15 protein-coding genes are annotated in these 19,253 nt (G+C 65.9%); 1 reads left to right on the top strand and 14 read right to left on the bottom strand.

Features of this window, described 5'->3' with window-relative positions:
- Positions 1–14: 14 nt before the first annotated feature.
- The 12 genes from ACCQ01_RS08070 to ACCQ01_RS08125 all read right to left on the bottom strand — a co-directional run bounded on the left by ACCQ01_RS08070 (position 15) and on the right by ACCQ01_RS08125 (position 16,203).
- Positions 15–914 (bottom strand): hydrogen peroxide-inducible genes activator, encoded by a 900-nt coding sequence (locus tag ACCQ01_RS08070; protein ID WP_115004321.1) that lies wholly within the window; start codon positions 912–914, stop codon positions 15–17.
- 95 nt (positions 915–1,009) lie between these two features.
- Entirely contained in the window at positions 1,010–2,776 is a 1,767-nt protein-coding gene (locus ACCQ01_RS08075; protein WP_014507324.1) for an ABC transporter transmembrane domain-containing protein, read from the bottom strand.
- Positions 2,773–3,375: an IMPACT family protein gene (locus tag ACCQ01_RS08080; RefSeq protein ID WP_228432903.1), complete on the bottom strand. Its 603-nt coding sequence runs from the start codon at positions 3,373–3,375 to the stop codon at positions 2,773–2,775. Before ACCQ01_RS08080 ends, ACCQ01_RS08075 begins: the two co-directional genes overlap by 4 nt.
- Before the next feature lie 208 nt (positions 3,376–3,583).
- Positions 3,584–4,177, bottom strand: coding sequence for an LOG family protein (locus tag ACCQ01_RS08085; protein ID WP_014507326.1), 594 nt, complete (start codon positions 4,175–4,177; stop codon positions 3,584–3,586).
- A gap of 153 nt (positions 4,178–4,330) precedes the next feature.
- Positions 4,331–5,773 carry a dihydrolipoyl dehydrogenase gene (lpdA, locus tag ACCQ01_RS08090; RefSeq protein WP_115572795.1) on the bottom strand — a complete coding sequence of 481 codons (1,443 nt, stop codon included), beginning with the start codon at positions 5,771–5,773 and terminating at the stop codon, positions 4,331–4,333.
- 112 nt (positions 5,774–5,885) lie between these two features.
- A complete protein-coding gene (gene sucB / locus ACCQ01_RS08095) occupies positions 5,886–7,094 on the bottom strand; it encodes a dihydrolipoyllysine-residue succinyltransferase (protein ID WP_228432902.1) in 1,209 nt (402 codons plus the stop codon).
- Positions 7,095–7,136: 42 nt separating this feature from the next.
- A complete protein-coding gene (locus tag ACCQ01_RS08100; protein WP_115004326.1) occupies positions 7,137–9,965 on the bottom strand; it encodes a 2-oxoglutarate dehydrogenase E1 component in 2,829 nt (942 codons plus the stop codon).
- Between the two features lie 180 nt (positions 9,966–10,145).
- Positions 10,146–11,057 (bottom strand): GNAT family N-acetyltransferase, encoded by a 912-nt coding sequence (locus tag ACCQ01_RS08105; protein WP_228432901.1) that lies wholly within the window; start codon positions 11,055–11,057, stop codon positions 10,146–10,148.
- A complete protein-coding gene (locus ACCQ01_RS08110) occupies positions 11,054–12,577 on the bottom strand; it encodes a ribosomal protein uL16 3-hydroxylase (protein ID WP_228432900.1) in 1,524 nt (507 codons plus the stop codon). Before ACCQ01_RS08110 ends, ACCQ01_RS08105 begins: the two co-directional genes overlap by 4 nt.
- Positions 12,578–12,888: 311 nt before the next feature.
- Complete coding sequence (locus ACCQ01_RS08115) at positions 12,889–13,389, bottom strand: DUF3060 domain-containing protein (protein WP_228432899.1); 501 nt, start codon at positions 13,387–13,389, stop codon at positions 12,889–12,891.
- A gap of 88 nt (positions 13,390–13,477) precedes the next feature.
- Complete coding sequence (purB, locus tag ACCQ01_RS08120; protein WP_228432898.1) at positions 13,478–14,845, bottom strand: adenylosuccinate lyase; 1,368 nt, start codon at positions 14,843–14,845, stop codon at positions 13,478–13,480.
- Positions 14,846–14,880: 35 nt separating this feature from the next.
- Positions 14,881–16,203 (bottom strand): hemolysin family protein, encoded by a 1,323-nt coding sequence (locus tag ACCQ01_RS08125; RefSeq protein WP_228432897.1) that lies wholly within the window; start codon positions 16,201–16,203, stop codon positions 14,881–14,883.
- A 286-nt stretch (positions 16,204–16,489) separates the two neighbouring features.
- Here ACCQ01_RS08125 and ACCQ01_RS08130 point away from each other — a divergent pair, with 286 nt between their 5' ends.
- A complete protein-coding gene (locus ACCQ01_RS08130) occupies positions 16,490–17,893 on the top strand; it encodes a class II fumarate hydratase (RefSeq protein ID WP_228432896.1) in 1,404 nt (467 codons plus the stop codon).
- A gap of 303 nt (positions 17,894–18,196) precedes the next feature.
- Here the strand turns inward: ACCQ01_RS08130 and ACCQ01_RS08135 are convergent, their stop codons facing one another.
- The gene (locus ACCQ01_RS08135) at positions 18,197–18,619 is read right to left on the bottom strand and encodes a hypothetical protein (protein ID WP_228432895.1); all 423 of its coding nucleotides are present in this window, start codon (positions 18,617–18,619) and stop codon (positions 18,197–18,199) included.
- Positions 18,620–18,717: 98 nt separating this feature from the next.
- Entirely contained in the window at positions 18,718–19,251 is a 534-nt protein-coding gene (locus tag ACCQ01_RS08140; protein WP_014507341.1) for a DUF2884 family protein, read from the bottom strand.
- Positions 19,252–19,253: the final 2 nt, after the last annotated feature.

Consider the following 19,253-nt stretch of genomic DNA (forward strand, 5'->3'; position numbering starts at 1 on the left):
CGCATAGGATTTTCCTATGCGGCGGCGGCACGCAGTAAATCGGCGATAAGCCCGAACGCCGGCGCACGGCCGGCACCTTGTCGCCAGAGCAGGCCGATGTCGCGGTAATAGCGCCCACCCTTGACCGGCCGCACCACCACATCATCGCCCTCGCGGATCTCCTGGCGCACGTACAGATCCGGCAGCAGCGCCAGGCCCATGCCCATGCCGGCCATCTGCCGGATCGCATCCAGACTGGTGCCTTCGTAATCGCGCAGCACGTTGGCGCCGACTTCCGCCGCAATCGCGGCCACCTGCTCGGCCAGGCGATATTCCGGCATCAGGGTCAGCAAGCTGGCACCGCGCAGATCGGCGGGAGTGATGCAGGCTTTGGTCCGCAGTGGATGGTCGGCAGCCATGGTCACGTGCAACGGTTCGCGGAACAGGCGTTCGCTATGCAGGCCGCGCCCGGCCACCGGCAACTGCGCCAGGATCACGTCGTGCACGCCAGTGGCAAGGTCGCTGGCCAGCACTGTTGGCAATCCTTCGCGCACATGCACGCGCAGCGCCGGATGCTCACGGTGCAGCCGCGCCACCAGGCTGGGCATCAGGTACGCGCCCAGCGTGGGCGACACGCCGAGCCGGATGGTGCCGATCAGCGAATCCGCCGAGGTGGCGCGCACGTCTTCCAGATCGGCCAGATCGAGCAGGATGCTGCGTGCACGCGCCAGCAGTTCGCGCCCCAATGGGGTGAGGATCGCGGGCCCGCCGCGTTCGAACAACGGCGCGCCGATGATGGTTTCCAGCCCACGGATCTGCTGCGACAGCGAGGGTTGCGAAACACCCATCTGCTCGGCGGCACGGGTGAAGCTACCGGTGTCTGCCAGCGCGACGAAATAACTGAGTTGGCGGATGGTGGTTCTGGGGCGGGGCATGGGTCAGCTCCTGGCCTCAGCGCGCATAGGCGTGCATGCCGAGGTGGCCGTACGCGCGTGCCGCGTGATTGCAGCAATCAGCGAGCGTGTGGCGGTCACTGATCGATGAACTGCAGCTTCGCCAACTCCGCGTACAGCCCGCCTTCGGCCACCAGTTGCGCATGCGTGCCCTGCGCCACGATGCGGCCGGCGTCCATCACCACAATGCGATCGGCCTTGAGCACGGTTGCCAGGCGATGCGCGATGACCAGCGTGGTGCGGCCCTGCATCAAGCGGTCCAGCGCCTGCTGCACGGCGCGCTCGCTTTGTGCATCCAGCGCGCTGGTGGCCTCGTCCAGCAACAGGATCGGGGCATCCTTGAGCAGCGCCCGTGCGATTGCCACGCGCTGCTGCTGGCCGCCGGACAGGCGCGTGCCGCGCTCGCCCAGTTCGCTGGCATAGCCCTGCGGCAATGCGCGCAGGAAGACGTCGGCCTCGGCAGCCGTGGCGGCGGCTTCCACCTGCGCGTCGCTGGCGTCCAGGCGGCCATACCGGATGTTGTCGGCGGCACTGGCGGCGAACAAGGTCGGCTGCTGCGGCACTAGTGCGATCTGCTCGCGCAGCAGCACTGGATCGGTCTGGCGCAGATCTACGTCATCGATCCGCACGCTGCCGCTCAGCGGGTCGTGGAAACGCAACAGCATCGCCAGCACCGTGCTCTTGCCGGCGCCGGAGGGGCCGACCAGCGCGACGGTTTCGCCCGGCTGCACATGCAGGTCGAAGCCATCCAGCGCCGGCATGTCCGGGCGTTGCGGGTAGTGGAAGACCACCTGGTCGAAATGGATCGCGCCGCGCACCGGCACCGGCAACGGCTGCGGGGTCGCAGGCGCGACAATTGCCGACTGCTCGTCGAGCAACTCGCCGATCCGCCCCATGCCACCGGCTGCGCGTTGCAGCTCGTTCCACACTTCGGCCAGCGCACCCACCGAACCACCGCCAATCAATGCATACAGCACGAACTGGCCCAGCGTGCCCGGCGTCATCTGCCCGGCGATGACATCGTGCGCGCCCAACCACAGCACCGCGACGATGGCTCCGAAGATCAGCATGATCGCCACTGCGGTGACGGTGGCCTGGGTGCGGATGCGTACGCGCGCGGTCCCGATGGCTGCCTGCAAGGCCTGGCTGAAGCGGTTGCTCTCATAGCCCTCGCGCGCATGTGCCTGCACCGTGCGCACCGCCCCCAGCGTTTCGGCGGCAAGCGTGTTGGCGTCGGCCACGCGGTCCTGGCTGGCCCGCGAGATCTTCTGCAGGCGTCGCGCGCCGAGCACGATCGGCAGCACCGCCAGCGGAATGCCGATCAAGGTGAAGCCGGCCAGCCGCGGGCTGGTGACGAACAGCATCACCAGGCTGCCGATCACCGTGACCGAACTGCGCAAGGCCACCGACATGGTGGTGCCGACCACGCCGCGCAGCAGTTCGCTGTCTGCCGACAGGCGCGATACCAGCTCGCCGCTGCGGCTGCGATCATGGAAACCGGCATCCAGGCCAATCAGATGGGCATACAGGCGGCCGCGCAGATCGGCGACCACTTTTTCGCCCAGCAGCGCCACGAAATAAAAGCGCGCCGCCGTGGCCAGCGCCAGCACCACCGCCACCGCGAATAGAAGCGCGAAGGCCTGGTTGATCTGCGTTCCGCCGGAGAAGCCGTGGTCGATCATGCGCTTGACCGCAGCCGGCAGGCTCAGCGTGGCCGCCGAGGAGACCGCCAATGCGACCAGCCAGGCCGCGAACAGGCCGCGCTGGCGCTGCACGAAGGGCCACAGGGTGCGCAGGTTGCCAAGCTTGCGGAGTGGGGCAGGCTTGGCGGGGGGCTGGCTCATGCGGCTTCCGGTGTTGAGAGATGGACCCTGTTGCGAGTGGCGTCGCACAGGCGGGTTTTCAAGCCGGCGAGCTGATCCGCGGCCACTTGCACGCGCAATGCGGCGCCCTCGGCGTCGAATTGCTCGTCCAGCTTGTCGGCGTGGAAGGTCGATAGCGCGGCGTGGACCACGCCCAGGTCGTCGAACGGGCAGCGCACGGCCAGCAGCGACATCGTCACCAGTGGCCGGCGCATGGCCAGCCGCAGGCATTCGGCGGCCGTACCGACATAGGCGCGCACCAGGCCGCCGGCGCCGAGCTTGATGCCGCCATACCAGCGCGTCACCACCACCACGACGCGGTCGTAGCCCTGGCCATCGATCGCAGCCAGGATCGGCCGGCCGGCGGTGCCGCTGGGTTCGCCGTCGTCGCTGGAGCGGTATTCCTGCCCGTAGCGGTAGGCCCAGCAATTGTGTGTGGCATCCACGACCGCAAAGCGCCGCACCTGCTCCAGTGCCTGCTCGGGCGATGCCAGCGCGCAAGCCTGTGCGACAAAGCGACTGTGCTTGATCTCCAGGCTGTGGTGCGCGTCGGCGGCAAGGGTGTCTGGCATCGCGTGCATTCTATGCGAGCTGGTCGCGCGCGGCCGGGCGTGCGTCTCTGTGCGAGCAGGTGCGGGCGCCAAGATGTTGCGGCGCGGATGTGCAGCGCGCTATCCGCATGGTCACTGATCAGCGTGGTGCTAGATCACTACAGCATCTGCGCGGGGTTCGCGCCGTACTCCTAGCCGCTGCGCTGGTCCGCAGCGACTGTTGCTGCCGCCGTGACGATCACACCAGGGTGGAGCGGCGCTTCTCGTCGATCCACTTCGATGCCTGTGCCGGCGTGTAGTGCTGCATCCACTCCAGCATCTGCTCGATGTCGGCGCCGTACCACAGGTCGCTGCGCTGATCCGGATGCAGGAAGCGTTCCTCGACCATGCGATCGATCATGCCGATCAGCGGCGCATAGAAGCCTTCGATGTCCAGGAACGCGCAGGGCTTGTTGCCGATGCCCAGCTGCCGCCAGGTCAGCATCTCGAATATCTCCTCCATGGTGCCAAAGCCGCCGGGCAGGGCGACGAACGCATCCGACAGCTCGAACATGCGCATCTTGCGCTCATGCATGGAGCCGACGATTTCCAGCGTGGTCAGCCCGCGATGCGCCACTTCCCAATCGGCGAGCTGCTGCGGAATCACGCCGGTCACTTCGCCACCTGCGGCCAGCACCGCGTTGGCCACCGTGCCCATCAGCCCGACATTGCCACCGCCATACACCAGGCGCAGCCCCTGTTTGGCGATGCGGTCACCCAGCGCGATGGCGCGCTCGGCATAGGCAGGCTTGTTGCCGGCATTGGAACCACAGTAGACGCAGATGCTTTTCATGGGATGAGAATCGGGAGCAGGGAATTGGGAATGGGTAAAAGCAGAAACAAAAGCCGGAACGCATGACGCCGGACCTAGGCCCGGCGTCATGCATGAGGAGTGAAGCGACGAACCGCTGTTGCGATTCCCGATTCCCCACTCCCGATTCCCGGCTTAATTCGCCTTATGAATGGCGCGCTTGCTCACCGCCATGGCGGCGTCGTGGATTGCTTCGGACAGGGTCGGGTGCGCATGGCAGATGCGTGCCAGATCGTCCGCCGAGCCGCTGAACTCCATCGTCAGCACACCTTCGTGCACCAGCTCCGAGACACCGACGCCCACCAGGTGCATCCCCAGCACGCGGTCGGTTTCGGCATCGGCGATCACCTTGACGAAGCCGGCCGGCTCGCCCATGGCCACCGCACGGCCGATCGCCGCGAACGGGAAGCTGCCGGCCTTGTAGGCCACGCCTTCGGCCTTGAGCTGCTGCTCGGTCTTGCCAACCCAGGCAATTTCCGGCTCGGTGTAGATGACCCACGGAATGGTGTCGAAGTTGACGTGGCCGGGCAGGCCAGCAATCAGCTCGGCCACTGCGATGCCTTCCTCAAAGCCCTTGTGCGCCAGCATCGGGCCGCGCACGCAGTCGCCGATCGCCCACACGCCGTCGACGCCGGTGTGGCAATGGCCATCGACCTCGATCTGGCCACGCTCGGTCACCTTGACGCCGGTGCCCTCGGCCAGCAGGTTCTTGGTCGCGGCCTTGCGGCCCACGGCCACCAGCAACTTGTCCACGGTCAGGGTCTGCTCGCCGGCGGCGTCGGTGTAGCTGAGCACCACCTGCTTGGCGTCGCCGCTGCCGGTGATCTCGGTCTTGCTGACCTTGGCGCCCAGCTTGATGTCCAGGCCCTGCTTCTTGAATTCCTTCAGCGCGGTCTTGGCTACTTCGGCATCGGCCAGCGCCAGGAAATCCGGCAGCGCTTCGAGGATGGTGACCTCGGCGCCCAGACGCTTCCACACGCTGCCCAGTTCCAGGCCGATGACGCCGGCACCGATCACTGCCATGCGCTTGGGCACTGCGGTAAAGTCCAGGCCGCCGACGTTATCGACGATGGTGTCGCCGTCGAACTTGGCGAACGGCAGTTCGATCGATTCCGAACCGGCCGCAAGGATCACGTTGGTGCCCTTGAGCTCGATCTCGCCGCCTTCGTGCTGGGTCACCTTGACGATGTTGCCCGGCTGCAATTGGCCGAAGCCGTAGTACGGGGTGATCTTGTTCGCCTTGAACAGCATCGCGATGCCGCCGGTGAACTGCTTCACGATCTTGTCCTTGCGGCCGATCATGGTGGGCACGTCCATCTTGGCGTCGTTGAAGCTGATGCCGTGGTCGCCGAACAGGTGGCCCATGTTCCAGAACTGGCGCGAGGAATCCAGCAGCGCCTTGGACGGGATGCAGCCCACGCGCAGGCAGGTGCCGCCCAGGGCGGGCTTGCCGTCCTTGCCGATGGCTGCGTCGATGCAGGCGACCTTCATGCCGAGCTGCGCTGCACGAATCGCAGCGTGATAACCGGCCGGGCCGGCACCGATGACGACGACGTCGAATTGTTCTTGTTCGCTCATTCTTCGCTCACGAGATTGGGGATTGGAGATTGGGGATTCGCAAAAAGCACGATGCTCTGAATCGGGGCGCTCTCGCTAATCCCCAATCCCGAATCACCAATCCCGGCTTTCATCACAGACCAAACAGCATCCGGCCCGGGTTTTCCAGCTGATTCTTGATGTCGACCAGGAACTGCACCGAATCCTTGCCGTCGATGATGCGGTGGTCGTAGGACAGCGCCAGGTACATCATCGGCGCGATCACGACCTGGCCGTTCTCGGCGATCGGACGTTCCTTGATCGCGTGCATGCCCAGGATGGCGCTCTGCGGCGGGTTGATGATCGGGGTCGATAACAGCGAGCCGAAGGTGCCGCCATTGGTGATGGTGAAGGTGCCACCCTGCAGGTCGTCCAGGCCCAGCTTGCCGGCGCGCGCCTTGGCGGCGTAGTCGGCGATGCCCTGTTCGACTTCGGCGAACGACTGGCGCTCGACGTTACGCAGCACCGGCGTCACCAGGCCCTTCTCGGTGGAGACGGCGATCGAGATGTCGCTGTAGCCGTGATAGATGATGTCGTCGCCGTCGATCGAGGCGTTGACCAGCGGGAAGCGCTGCAGTGCGTTGGCGGCGGCCTTGACGAAGAAGCTCATGAAACCGAGCTTGATGCCGTGCGCCTTCTGGAATTCGTCCTGCAGTTCCTTGCGCGCGGCCGACACCTTGGCGAGGTTGACCTCGTTGAAGGTGGTCAGCATCGCGGTGGAATTCTTGGACTCCATCAGGCGCTTGGCGATCGTCTTGCGCACGCGGGTCATCGCCACGCGCTCTTCCGGACGGGCGCCAGACGCCTTGCCCACGCCGCCGGCCTTGGCGAAGTTGACGATATCTTCCTTGGTCACCGCGCCACGACGGCCGGTGCCGTCTACCTGCGACGGATCCACGCCCTGGGTGATGGCGGAAAAACGCGCACCCGGCGGCAGGCTGTCAGCAGACGACTTCGATGCAACCGGCGCTGCAGCGGCAGCCGGTGCCGGCGCAGCAGCAGGCGCAGCGGCGGCAGCCGGGGCATCGGCCTTCTTCTCTTCGGCCGGTGCGGCCGCGGCCACGACGCCTTCTTCGATGATCGCCAGGATCTGGTTGCTGGTGACCGTGCTGCCGGCTTCGAACTTGATTTCCTTCAGTACGCCGTCGACGGGCGAAGGAACTTCCAACACGACCTTGTCGGTTTCCAGATCGACCAGATTCTCGTCGCGCTTGACCGCTTCACCGGCCTTCTTGTGCCAGCTGGCGATGGTGGCGTCGGAAACGGATTCGGGCAGTACCGGAACTTTGACTTCGGTGGCCATTCGGGGAGCGTCCTAGGGTTTTCGTTCTTTGGGGAAGAGGAGTTATTCAGCGACTTGGTCGTTGAACGGATTGAGCAGCGCATCGGCAACCAGCTTCTGCTGTTCGGCGATGTGGTCGGCCATGTGGCCGGCAGCAGGCGAGGGCGAACGGGCACGGCCGGCGTAATGCAGGCTCTGACCGCTGGCCAGACAGAAATTCAGGTGATGGCGGATCTGGTACCACGCACCCTGGTTCTGCGGCTCTTCCTGACACCACACCACGTCGGCGGCATTACCGAAGCGCTTGAGTTCTGCAGCCAGCTGCGCACGCGGGAACGGGTACAGCTGCTCCACACGCAGGATGGCAACGTCGTCCTGGCCACGCTTGGTCTGGTCTTCGAGCAGGTCGTAATAGACCTTGCCCGAGCACAGCACCACGCGCTTGACCTTGCTCGCGTCGGCCTTGGCATCGGGGATCAGATGCTGGAACTGCCCATCGGCCAGTTCTTCCAGCGTCGACACCGCCAGCTTGTGGCGCAGCAACGACTTCGGGGTCATCACCACCAGCGGCTTGCGGGTGGTCATGCGCATCTGGCGACGGATCATGTGGAAGCACTGCGCCGGGGTCGTCGGCACGCACACCAGCATGTTCTCCAGCGCGCACAGCTGCAGGAAACGCTCAAGACGTGCGGAGCTGTGCTCCGGACCCTGGCCTTCGTAGCCGTGCGGCAGGAACAGCGACAGACCCGCGATGCGGCCCCACTTGGCTTCGCCGGCGGCGATGAACTGGTCGATCACTACCTGCGCGCCATTGGCGAAGTCGCCGAACTGCGCTTCCCAGACGCACAGTGCATTCGGGTCCGTGGTGGAGTAGCCGTACTCGAAGCCCATCACCGCTTCTTCGCTCAGCAGCGAGTCGATGATGGTGGCGTCTTCGGGGTTTTCCACCAGCTGGCGCAGCGGCAGGTAATAGCTGTCGGTCTTCTGGTCATGCAGGATCGCGTGACGGTGGAAGAACGTACCGCGGCCCGCATCCTGGCCGACCAGGCGCAGCTTGTGGCCTTCGGCCAGCAAGGTGGCGTAGGCCAGATTTTCGGCGAAGCCCCAGTCACCGGCCTGATTGCCGGCGGCCATCTTGACGCGGTCTTCGTAGATCTTCGCCACACGGGCGTGCAGTTCCACACCGGCCGGGATGGTGGTGATCAACTTGGCCAGACGGTCCAGCTCATCGCGCTTAACGCGCGTATCGACCGGATCGGCCGCAGTGCCGACCAGATACTTGGACCAGTCGATGGCGAATTCGTCCGGCTTGCGCTTGGCTAATTCGGTGGTGTATTCGCCCGAATCCAGCTTGTTGCGGTAGCCATCCACCAGCGCCTTGGCCTCGTCGGCGCTCAGTACGCCATCGCTTTCCAGCTTGGTGGCGTAGAGCTCGCGGGTGGTCTTGTGCTTGCGGATGGTCTGGTACATCACCGGCTGCGTGGCCGCCGGCTCGTCGGCCTCGTTATGGCCCCAACGGCGGTAGCAGACCAGGTCGATGACCACGTCCTTCTTGAACTGCTGGCGGAACTCATAGGCCAACTTGGACACGAACATCACCGCGTCCGGATCGTCGCCGTTCACGTGGAAGACCGGCGCGCCGATCATCTTGGCCACGTCGGTGCAGTACAGCGTGGAACGGGCATCGTCGCGTGCGCTGGTGGTGAAGCCGATCTGGTTGTTCACCACGATATGCACGGTGCCGCCGACCGCGAAACCGCGCGCCTGCGACATCTGGAACAGCTCCATCACCACGCCTTGGCCGGCGAATGCGGCGTCGCCATGGATCAGGATCGGCAGCACGGTCTTGCGATCCGCATCACCGAAACGCTCCTGACGCGACCGCACGCTGCCGACCACGACCGGGTCGACGATTTCCAGGTGCGAGGGGTTGAACGCCAGCGCCAGGTGGACCTGCTTGTCGTCGCCGACCGCAATGTCCGCCGAGAAGCCCATGTGGTACTTGACGTCGCCGGTGTGCGCGCGGTCGTCGTGGGCGTGCTCGAACTTGCCTTCGAACTCGTCGAACAGCTTGCGCGGGTTCTTGCCCAGCGTATTGACCAGCACGTTGAGGCGGCCGCGGTGGGCCATGCCGATCACGATGTCCTTGACCTGGTCATTGCCGGACTGGCGAATGATGGTGTCCATCATCGGGATCAGTGCGTCGCCGCCTTCCAGCGAGAAGCGCTTCTGGCCGACGTACTTGGTGTGCAGGTAGCGCTCCAGGCCTTCGGCGGCGGTGAGCCGCTCCAGCGTGCGCTTGCGGCTGGCCGCATCGGCAGCGATCTTGCCGCCGGCATCTTCCAGGCGCTTGTAGATCCACTGGCGCTGGTCGAATTCGGGGATATGCATGAATTCGGCGCCGATCGTGCTGGCGTAGGTCGCCTTCAGGCGCGCCAGCAGATCCTTCAGCTTCATCCGCGGCTGCCCGCCGACGCCGCCGGTGCTGAACTCGCTGTCCAGATCAGCCTGCGAGAGGCTGTGGAACGGCAGGTCCAGGTCGGGCGGGTTGACCGGCGGGGTCAGGCCCAGCGGATCGAGCTGCGCGCCGAGATGACCACGCGAACGGTAGGCGGTGATCAGACGACCGACATTGCGCTCGCGCTCGTCGCTGGCGCCCACACCGGTACCGGCATTGGCAGCCTGTTTGGAGGCGCTGAGAATGTGGGCAATTGCCGCCGAGTGCGGCACATCACCGGCATCGCGACCGTTGAAGCCGTCGAAATACGCCTTCCACTTCGGATCGACACTGTCGGGGGCGACGAGGTACTGCTCGTACAGATCCTCGATATAGGCGGCATTGCCGCCGGCGAGCTGCGATGACTGCGCGAACTGCTTTAGGAGATTATCCACGATGGTAAGTCGGGTCTGCTGTGGGGATGATTGTGCGGAAGCGGCAGGGCGAGTTGCCCTATCGGTCGATCTCAAATCTCGAAAAATTATACCCCCTTGCGCTTGCGAGGGGGCGTCTGCGAGCTGACCGGCGGGGTAGACCAATTGGCCAGACGCCTACGCGCAAGGGGCGCTGCGGCGTCAGATGCCAAGCGCGCGCGGTTCGTTCCAAAGTGCGCTGCGCTCCCATATCTGCGCGAATTCACGCTCCAGCTGCCGGCTGCGTGCCGCGCCGGTCAGCCAGGTTTCGCCGTCGTCGAAGCGGTGCCCTGTTGGACGAAAGTAGTAGGCGTCATCGCCGATCACGTAGGCCGATGCATAGCTGGTATCGACCGGATCGCTGATCGCACGGAACCGGAACACGCTGGGCAGGCGTTGCGCCAGCCGCAGCAGTGCGCTGCTGCTGGCGCCGGCCGCGGCGGGCTCCTGCACCAGCACGTGCACGCGCTTGTCGTGGCGAGCGGTGGCAAAGCGACGCAGCGCCTCGAGCACGGCCGGGGCATCGAACAACGCCACGTCCAGGGCGCGCGTGTAGATCAACACCTGCCGGCGCGCGGTGCCGAGCAGGGCGGTGGTGGCGGTGTGTGCCGCTGCCAGGGTTTCGACCGCCATCGGGCCGTCCAGGCGGCGATACAGCGCTTGGCCTGCAGGCACCTCCTCTGCGGTTGTCGAGAGCTCAGTGGGAGGCACAGGCAGGAAACCGAGCCGGCCGAACAGGGCGGCGGCTTCTGCGCTGACATGCGTGCTCACGGTGGGCCAGCCGCGCTGGCGGGCGCTGTCCACGGCGGCGGCAAGCAGGCGAGCGGCCAGACCGCGCCGGCGCCAGGCTGGCAGGACGCCCAGGCGGTCGATGCGCCGATCCGGGGTGAGCCGGACGGCGGCGACCAGCTCGCCATCCGCATCGCGTGCGGCCAGGTGCAGACTGAGCGGGTCGAGGGCATCCCAGGAGTCCTCGGTAGCGCTGGCCGCCCAGCCCGCACGCAGCGCACGCAAGGTCCCGGCCTGCGTGGCCGGGTCCAGGGTGACGATCTGCGCCGGGCCGGCGGTGGTCATGCGCGCTGCGGATCCTCGTCGTCGTGCAACGCGTCGTCGTCGGCCGGGTTGGCGTCGTCGTCTTCCTGCGCGGCAGTGGCGTCGCTTGCCGTGCCGGTGTCGGCGGCCGCGTCGGCGGTGTCGTCCTCGTCTTCCGCTTCCTTGAGCGCATCCGGCTGGTCAGCCTCGTCTGCGACCGCTTCCACGTCGGCGTCCGCATCGATCTGCGCGGCGTTGGTGTCTGTATCCAGATCAGCGTCTTCGTCGTCGGCGTGGTCGGCCGACAGGCTCAGCGTATGCGCATCGTTGTCGTCGTCGAGGTCTTCGTATTGATCCTCATGCGCGCGCTGGTAATGGCCTTGCGCCAGCAGTTCCAGCACCACCTCGCGGCCACGCACGGACAACTGCCCGTACAGCGCGCCGTCGATCTCCTCGGCAGCGGCCAGGCGGCTGGCGTCCTTGACCGACAGCGCAAATTCCAGGCCGCTGCAGAACAGGGTGGCGCCGCGCTTGGCACGTCGCCAGGCCAACCGCGACCACGGGTGGCGATGCAGCAGCACGCCTTCGTCCAGGGCCTGCTCCACGGCCTCGCGCGGGATTGGTTCCGGTGCCGGCACCACGTCGCCGGAGGCACGGTAAGTGGTCATGAAGCGGCCAAACCAGTCGCCCAGGCGGTCCGGGTCGTTCATGCGCAAGGCGTTGAGCGCGGCGACCACGCGGTTCATCGCGGTGACATCGATCTCGTACGGATCGGCCGGCACCTTGAGGTCTTCGTCGTGATAGCGCACGGCCTCGTCGGCATCGGCGATCAAGGTGTCCAGATAGTCACCGATCAGCTCGGCAGAGGAGGGCGCGCGGGTGCCGATGGAAAAGGTCAGGCAAGCGTCCTCGGCCACGCCGTGGTGCGGCACCAGCGGCGGCAGGTACAGCATGTCGCCCGGGCCCAGCACCCAGTCGTGGGTCGGCTTGAATTCGCGCAGCAGCTTGATGTCCACATCGTCGCGGAACGCCAGCGGCGTGGGCTTGCGGCCCTGCGAGGTGCGTGCGTCGACCTGCCAGCGGCGATGGCCCAGGCCCTGCAGCAGGAACACGTCGTAATGGTCGACATGTGCGCCCACCGAGCCGCCGGTGGCGGCGAAGCTGATCATGATGTCGTCGATGCGCCAGCGCGGCAGGAAGCGGAACTGCTCCAGCAGCGCACGCACGTCGGCGTCCCACTTGTCCACGTCCTGCACCAGCAGGGTCCAGTCGTGGTCGGGCAGGCCGGGGAAGTCGGTTTCCTGGAACGGGCCGGTGCGCACGCTCCAGTCGTCGGTGGCGCGGTCGTGGCTGATCAGCCGCGCCAGCACGCCGTCTTCGCAGGCCAGGCCGGCCAGGTCTTCGGGCTGCAGCGGCGACTGGAAATCCGGGAACGCGTTGCGGATCAGCAGCGGATGCTTGTGCCAGTAGGTGCGGAGAAAGCGCTCGACCGGCATGCCCAACGGCAACCCTGGACGGGCCTGGACTTCGATGACGGGAGGGGTCGCTTTGCGTGCAGCCATGGAGGAAATCCTTGCAAGGTGTAGACGGGAGTGCGCGGGCGCGGTCTGGCCGCGCGAAGGCGCCTATTGTCCGATGCTTGCGCCGGATGTGCACCTGCGCCGCGTGCACGGGGCGGCCCTCCTTCAGCAATGTGCGTGACGGGGCGTGTGTTGGGGCGTGTGCAGGCCGCACGATCAGGCAAGCCGGTGGCCGGCATGCGAATCGACGGTTGCGGCGCTGCAGTACACGCGGCCGGCTTCGCAATGGTAGCGACCGCGTCGAGCGGTTTTTAAGCGGATCTGCAGCCGGATCCGCCAGGCGCTGCCGGCCCTCACATCACCTTGTTGCCACGACCGCGGTCGTCCAGCGTGGGTTTGCTGGACGGGTTGACGGTGTTGTCGTTGCCGGAAAAGCGCACCTGCTTCACCTCGCGCGCCAGCACCAGATTCTGGTTGCCCTGGATGTCCACACTGTCGACGTTGGTGAGGTTCAACGTGTTGTTCTGGCCGGTGACGCTGAGCTCGCCGAGCTGTTTGTTGAGAACAGTGAAATTGCTGCCTTCCAGCCGGATAGCGCGCGCCTTATCGACGTTCAGCGCGCCGCGCGAGGCGGTGATGGTGATCGAGGCGCACGCGCCATGAATCAGCCATTCGGTGTCATTGCGGGTCAGGCGCAGATCCTTGCCGTTGCAATCGGCGCCGCTGGCTGGGTCGGTGAGCGTCGAAGACGCCGCCGAGACCGCCTGCGCGGCGGGGCCATCGCCGCCGCAGCTGCTCAGCAGGGCAATGGTGGCAAGGGACAGCAGAGGAGCGTTGATCCGGACTGCGCGCATGGTCGATCCTTCAATGGATGAGGCAGGTCGATGAGGCCGGCACCATACCAGCCTCACCCGTGCGCGCTGTTGACGCCGGACCGACGCGTCAGATGGCGCGCGCCAGTTGCTCGGCCAGGCCGGTGTAGCCACCGGGCGTCAACGCACGCAGGCGCTGCTTGTCCTCTTCGGGCAGTTGCAGGCTTTCCACGAACGCCTGCATCGAGGCGGCGGTGATGCCCTGCCCGCGGGTCAGTGCCTTGAGTTGCTCGTAGGGATTGGGCAGGCCATGGCGGCGCATCACCGTCTGCACGGCCTCGGCCAATACTTCCCAGGCGGCGTCCAGATCGGCATCCAGGCGCTCGGGATTGACGGTCAGCTTGCCCAGGCCTTTGGCCAGCGAGTCGAGTGCCACCTGGGTATGGCCGAACGCGGTGCCGAGGGCGCGCAGCACGGTGGAGTCGGTGAGGTCGCGCTGCCAGCGGCTGATCGGCAACTTGGCGCTGAAATGCTCGAACAGCGCATTGGCGACGCCGAAATTGCCTTCGGCGTTCTCGAAGTCGATCGGGTTGACCTTGTGCGGCATGGTCGAGGAACCGACTTCGCCTTCTTTCAATTTTTGCTTGAAATAGCCGAGCGAAATGTAGCCCCAGATGTCACGCGCCAGGTCGATGAGGATGGTGTTGGCGCGGCGAGTGGCATCGCCGATTTCGGCCACGTTGTCGTGCGGCTCGATCTGCGTGGTGTAGGGGTTGAAGACCAGCCCCAGGCCTTCGACAAAGCGCTGCGCGAACTGCGGCCAGTCCACCGACGGGTAGGACGCCACGTGTGCGTTGTAGTTGCCCACCGCGCCATTGATCTTGCCGGTCAGCTCGACCGCGGCGATCTGCTTGCGCTGGCGCTCCAGCCGCGCCACCACGTTGGCGATCTCCTTGCCGAGCGTGGTGGGCGAGGCGGTCTGGCCATGCGTGCGCGAGAGCATCGGCTGCGCGGCCTGGGCGTGCGCAAGCGTGCGCAGCGAGGCGGCGACACCGTCCAGGGTGGGCAGCAGCACCTCGCGGCGCGCCTGCTCCAGCATCAGGCCATAGCTGAGGTTGTTGATGTCTTCGCTGGTGCAGGCGAAATGCACGAATTCCAGCGCCGGGCCCAGCTCGGCATCGTCCTTGAGCTGTTCCTTGATGAAGTACTCCACCGCCTTGACGTCATGGTTGGTGGTGCGTTCGATCTCCTTGACGCGTGCGGCGTGCGTCACGCTGAACTGCTCGGCCAGGACGCGCAAGCGCTGCGTGGCGGCGGCCGAGAAGGCCGGCAGTTCGGCGATGCCCGGCTCGGCGGCCAGTGCCAGCAGCCACTCGATCTCCACTTTCACCCGTGCCTTGATCAGGCCGTATTCGGAAAAGATCGGGCGCAGCGCGTCCACCTTGGAGGCGTAGCGGCCATCGAGCGGGGACAGGGCGAGCAGGGCGGAATCCGACATGGGCAGGGCACTGGGAAGCAGGCGGGGCGGCTATTCTACGCCGCCCCGGCGCCGGCTTCGCCGACCGGGCGCACCGTCACCGCCTGGATGCGGTGGCCGACCATCCGCCGGACCGTGAGCAGGTGCCCGTCCAGTTCCAGGGTCTCGCCTTCTTCCGGCAGCCGCTGCAGCTGGTGCACGATCAGGCCGCCAACCGAATTGACCTGGTCGGGCGCGCTGAGATCGCGGCCCAGCAGGCGTTCCAGGCGAAAGATCGAGGTGCTGCCGGCCACCAGCAGCGAGCCGTCCTGGCCGCGCACCGGTGCGTCGCGCACCACGTGGCGGTGCTCGTCCTCGATCTCGCCCACCACCACTTCCAGCAGGTCCTCTAGGGTGAAGAAGCCCAGGATGCGGCCGTGCTCATCAACGCACAGCGCCAGATGGGTGGCGCCGCTGCGGAACTGCTCCAGCGCCCGCGGGATCGGGCTTTCCAGCGCCAGCACGGTGGCCGGGCGCAGCAGGGGGCGCAGCGCATCAAGGGTCTGGCCGCGCGCCATCGCCACCAGGATGTCCTTGGTGTGCAGGATGCCGAGTACCTGCTCGCCCTCGGCGTCGAACCAGGGATAACGGCTGTAACGCGAGGTGCTGAATTCCACCAGCACCGTCTGCAGCGTCATGCCTTCCCGCAGGCTGCGCAGGTGCTCACGTGGGCGCATCAGGTCGCCAGCCACCAGGTCGGGCAGCTCCAGCACGTGGCTCATCAGTGCCATGCCGTGATCGGGCGCGACCGCGTTGGGGTCCTGGCGGCCCACGATCAGCTTGAGTTCCTCGCGCGAATAGCGGTGCGATTGGTGCTCCACCTCGCCCCAGCCCAGCACGCGTAGTAGCCGGTTGGCGCTGGTGTTGAGCACCCAGATCGCCGGATACATGACCCAGTAGAACGCGTATAGCGGTGCGGCCGTCCACAGCGACATGCGCTCCGGGCGGCGAATGGCCATCGATTTGGGCGCCAGTTCGCCAAGCACGATGTGCAGAAACGAGATCAGGCTGAAGGCGATCGCCAGCGCGGTGAACTGCGCGGCTTCCGGCGATAGCCCCAGTGTGTCGAACACCGGCTGCAGCAGATGCGCGAAGGCCGGCTCGCCGACCCAGCCCAGGCCAAGCGAGGCCAGCGTGATCCCGAGCTGGCAGGCCGATAGATACGCGTCCAGGTGTGCATGCACGCCCAGCAGCAGGCGCCCGCGCCAGCCGTGGTGTTCGGCCAGGCCCACTGCCTGGGTATGCCGCAATTTGACCAATGCAAATTCGGCGGCGACAAAAAAACCGTTCAACAGCACCAGCAACAACGCGATCAGCAACAGCCCGACGTTAGCCCACATGGCGTACTTCACGCGGTGCGGTCACCGGAATGCGCTGCGCAACGTGTGCGGGGCTGGGGCGGCGGTGTGGCCTGGCGTGGCACGCGATCAAAAGATGGGTTCTACAGTCAGGCGCGTCGCCCATGGCAGCGAAAGATCTCCAGCAAACACAGGCAACAGTCTAGCCGCAGTGCTGCGATGACATCGCGGCGACGGCTTGGGCGCGTATCGTATGGCGTCGCCAGCCCGGGTGCGCCCCGCTGCCAGCCTTCCTTCACCACCAATCAACGATGTGCGGAGAGTGCAGATGAGCGAGAGTTTCAGGATCGAACACGACAGCATGGGCGAATTGCAGGTGCCTGCCGATGCGTTGTGGGGTGCGCAGACCCAGCGCGCCGTGCAGAACTTCCCGATTTCCGGCCAGCCGATGCCGCGCGGTTTCATTCGCGCGCTGGGGTTGATCAAGGCCGCGGCCGCAGGGGTCAATGCCGATCTCGGGCTGCTGTCCAAATCGGTGGCCAAGGTGGTGCAGGAAGCCGCCTTGCAGGTGGCGCAGGGCACGCACGATGCGCATTTCCCGATCGATGTGTATCAGACCGGCTCTGGTACGTCGTCGAACATGAATGCCAACGAGGTGATTGCCACGTTGGCCACGCGCGCCGGCAAGGATGCGGTGCATCCCAATGACCACGTCAATCTCGGGCAGAGTTCCAACGACGTGGTGCCCACCGCGATTCGCGTCTCGGCATTGCTGGCGGTGCAGGAGCAGCTGCAGCCGGCGCTCAAGCACCTGCGCAAGACCATCGACAAGCGCGCCAAGGGTCTGGACAAGATCGTCAAGACCGGCCGCACGCATCTGATGGATGCGATGCCGCTGACCTTTGGTCAGGAGTTCGGCGCGTGGTCTGCACAGCTCAGCTCCGCGCAGGAGCGCATCGACGACAGCCTGAAGCGGCTGCGCCGGTTGCCGCTGGGCGGCACTGCGATTGGCACCGGCATCAACGCCGATCCGCGCTTCGGCGGCAAGGTGGCCAAGGCCTTGTCCACGTTGAGCGGCGTCAAGTTCGAGAGTGCCGAGAACAAGTTTGAAGGCCTCGCCGCGCAGGACGACGCGGTGGAATTGTCAGGCCAGCTCAATGCGCTGGCGGTGGCCTTGATCAAGATCGCCAACGACCTGCGCTGGATGAATGCCGGGCCGCTGGCAGGGCTGGGCGAGATCGAATTGCCGGCGCTACAGCCAGGCAGTTCGATCATGCCGGGCAAGGTGAATCCGGTGATTCCCGAGGCGACCGTGATGGTGTGCGCGCAGGTCATCGGGCACCACACCGCGATCACGGTGGCCGGGCAGACCGGCAATTTTCAGTTGAACGTGGCGTTGCCGCTGATCGCCGCGAACCTGCTGGATTCGATCAACCTGCTCAGCAACGTCTCGCGCCTGCTCGCCGATACCGCCATTGCCGGATTGAAGGTGCGCCAGGAGCGCGTGCGCGAGGCCCTGGACCGTAACCCGATCCTGGTGACCGCGCTCAACCCGATCATCGGCTACGAGAAGGCCGCCGCGATCGCCAAGCGCGCCTACAAGGAGCAGCGCCCGGTGCTGGATGTGGCCAAGGAAGATAGCGGTCTGAGCGAGACAGAGTTGCGCCGTTTGCTGGACCCGGCGGCGTTGACACGCGGTGGCATCCAGGCGGGCGGCGGTGGTGGCGGCTGACCTTGGTCAGCTGTTGTAGGAGCGCATCTGGTGCGCGATGGGCTTTGTCGATAACGCTTCATCGCGCGCAAGCGCGCTCCACGGGCTCGCGGTGACGCCCAGCATTACGTACGTTCGATGTTTCGGCGGCATGCTGCCGAAGCTTCGCAGTACGGCTACAGCGACAGGATAGCTTTGCGCAGGTGCCGTAGGCGCTGATTGCACTCAGCTGTCGTAGGAGCGCGCTTGCGCGCGATGGGGCGGTATCGATAACGCTTCATCGCGCGCAAGCGCGCTCCTACGGATTGCCGCGGTTATGCAGACTCAATGCCGCTCGGCCTGCACATTGCTAAAGCTTTCGCGATACGGCTGCAGCGGCGGGATGTCGTTGAGCAATTCGCCACTCAGGCGCTGGATTTCCGGCGTTGCGGTGAGCTTGATCGACTTGTACTCGGGGTCCGGGCCCGCATCGGCGATGGCCTGCTGGCGCAACATCTGCAGGTGACCGAACAGCAGCTGCAACTTGAGCCGGGTCGGCTCGGCCTGCGGCAGGGCGATATCGTCGATCTTCAGCGTGCCGTCCGGAGTGATTTCCGCATTGGCTGCGGGTGGGCGGCGAATCATCACCGACTGGGTGGTCACCGCGACACGTGGCTTGCCACGTTCAGCGCGGCGGGACGATTGGTCACCGCAGGCGGCCAGGGTGCACAGCAGTAGCGCCATGCAGAGCATCACGAACTTGTTCATGGGGTCGGTGGGTCGTGGGAAGACAAGTAGTGTAATCCCGCGTCCGTCAACGCTGCCCCGATCAATCGACCGGGGCGGCGCATCCCTGCACAGGGGCGTTACTTACGGCAGTCCTCGACGTCGTGCTGGGTGAGGCTGGCGTAGGGCGCAAATGCCGGAATCAGGCTGGCGGCCGCATCCTGCGCCGTGCGCAGGCCAACCAGGCGGTCGCAGATCTGCAGTGCGTGTTGCTTGAAGGTGTCGGCCTCGGCTTCGATCTTCTCGCCGATCTGGTCGGGGTTGCCGCTCAGCACGCCCTTGAGCGCTTCGCCGGCCGCGTGCGCACCGAACGCCGCGCCCTTGGTGCCGATCTCGATGCCTTGCTTGGCCACGGCCTGCAACTGCGCGTAATAGCCGCGCATGGCCTGCTGCTGCGCAGCGTTCAGCGCCACCGGCTTGCCAGCGATGCGCAAGCTGCCGTCTGCACCGATCCTGGCTGCCGGCAAGCCGCTACGGTTGAGCGTGACGCTGTTGTTGTCGAACGTCACGCCGCTGCCGTTGACCTGCGCCGAGCCGCTGGTCGTGCTTTCCGAGTGCCCGCCGCACCCCACCAGCAACGCCCCCATCAGTAATGCCGAAGCAAGCACTTTCATCT

The organism is Xanthomonas sp. NCPPB 4037 (assembly GCF_041475695.2).
Lineage (GTDB): Bacteria > Pseudomonadota > Gammaproteobacteria > Xanthomonadales > Xanthomonadaceae > Xanthomonas > Xanthomonas campestris.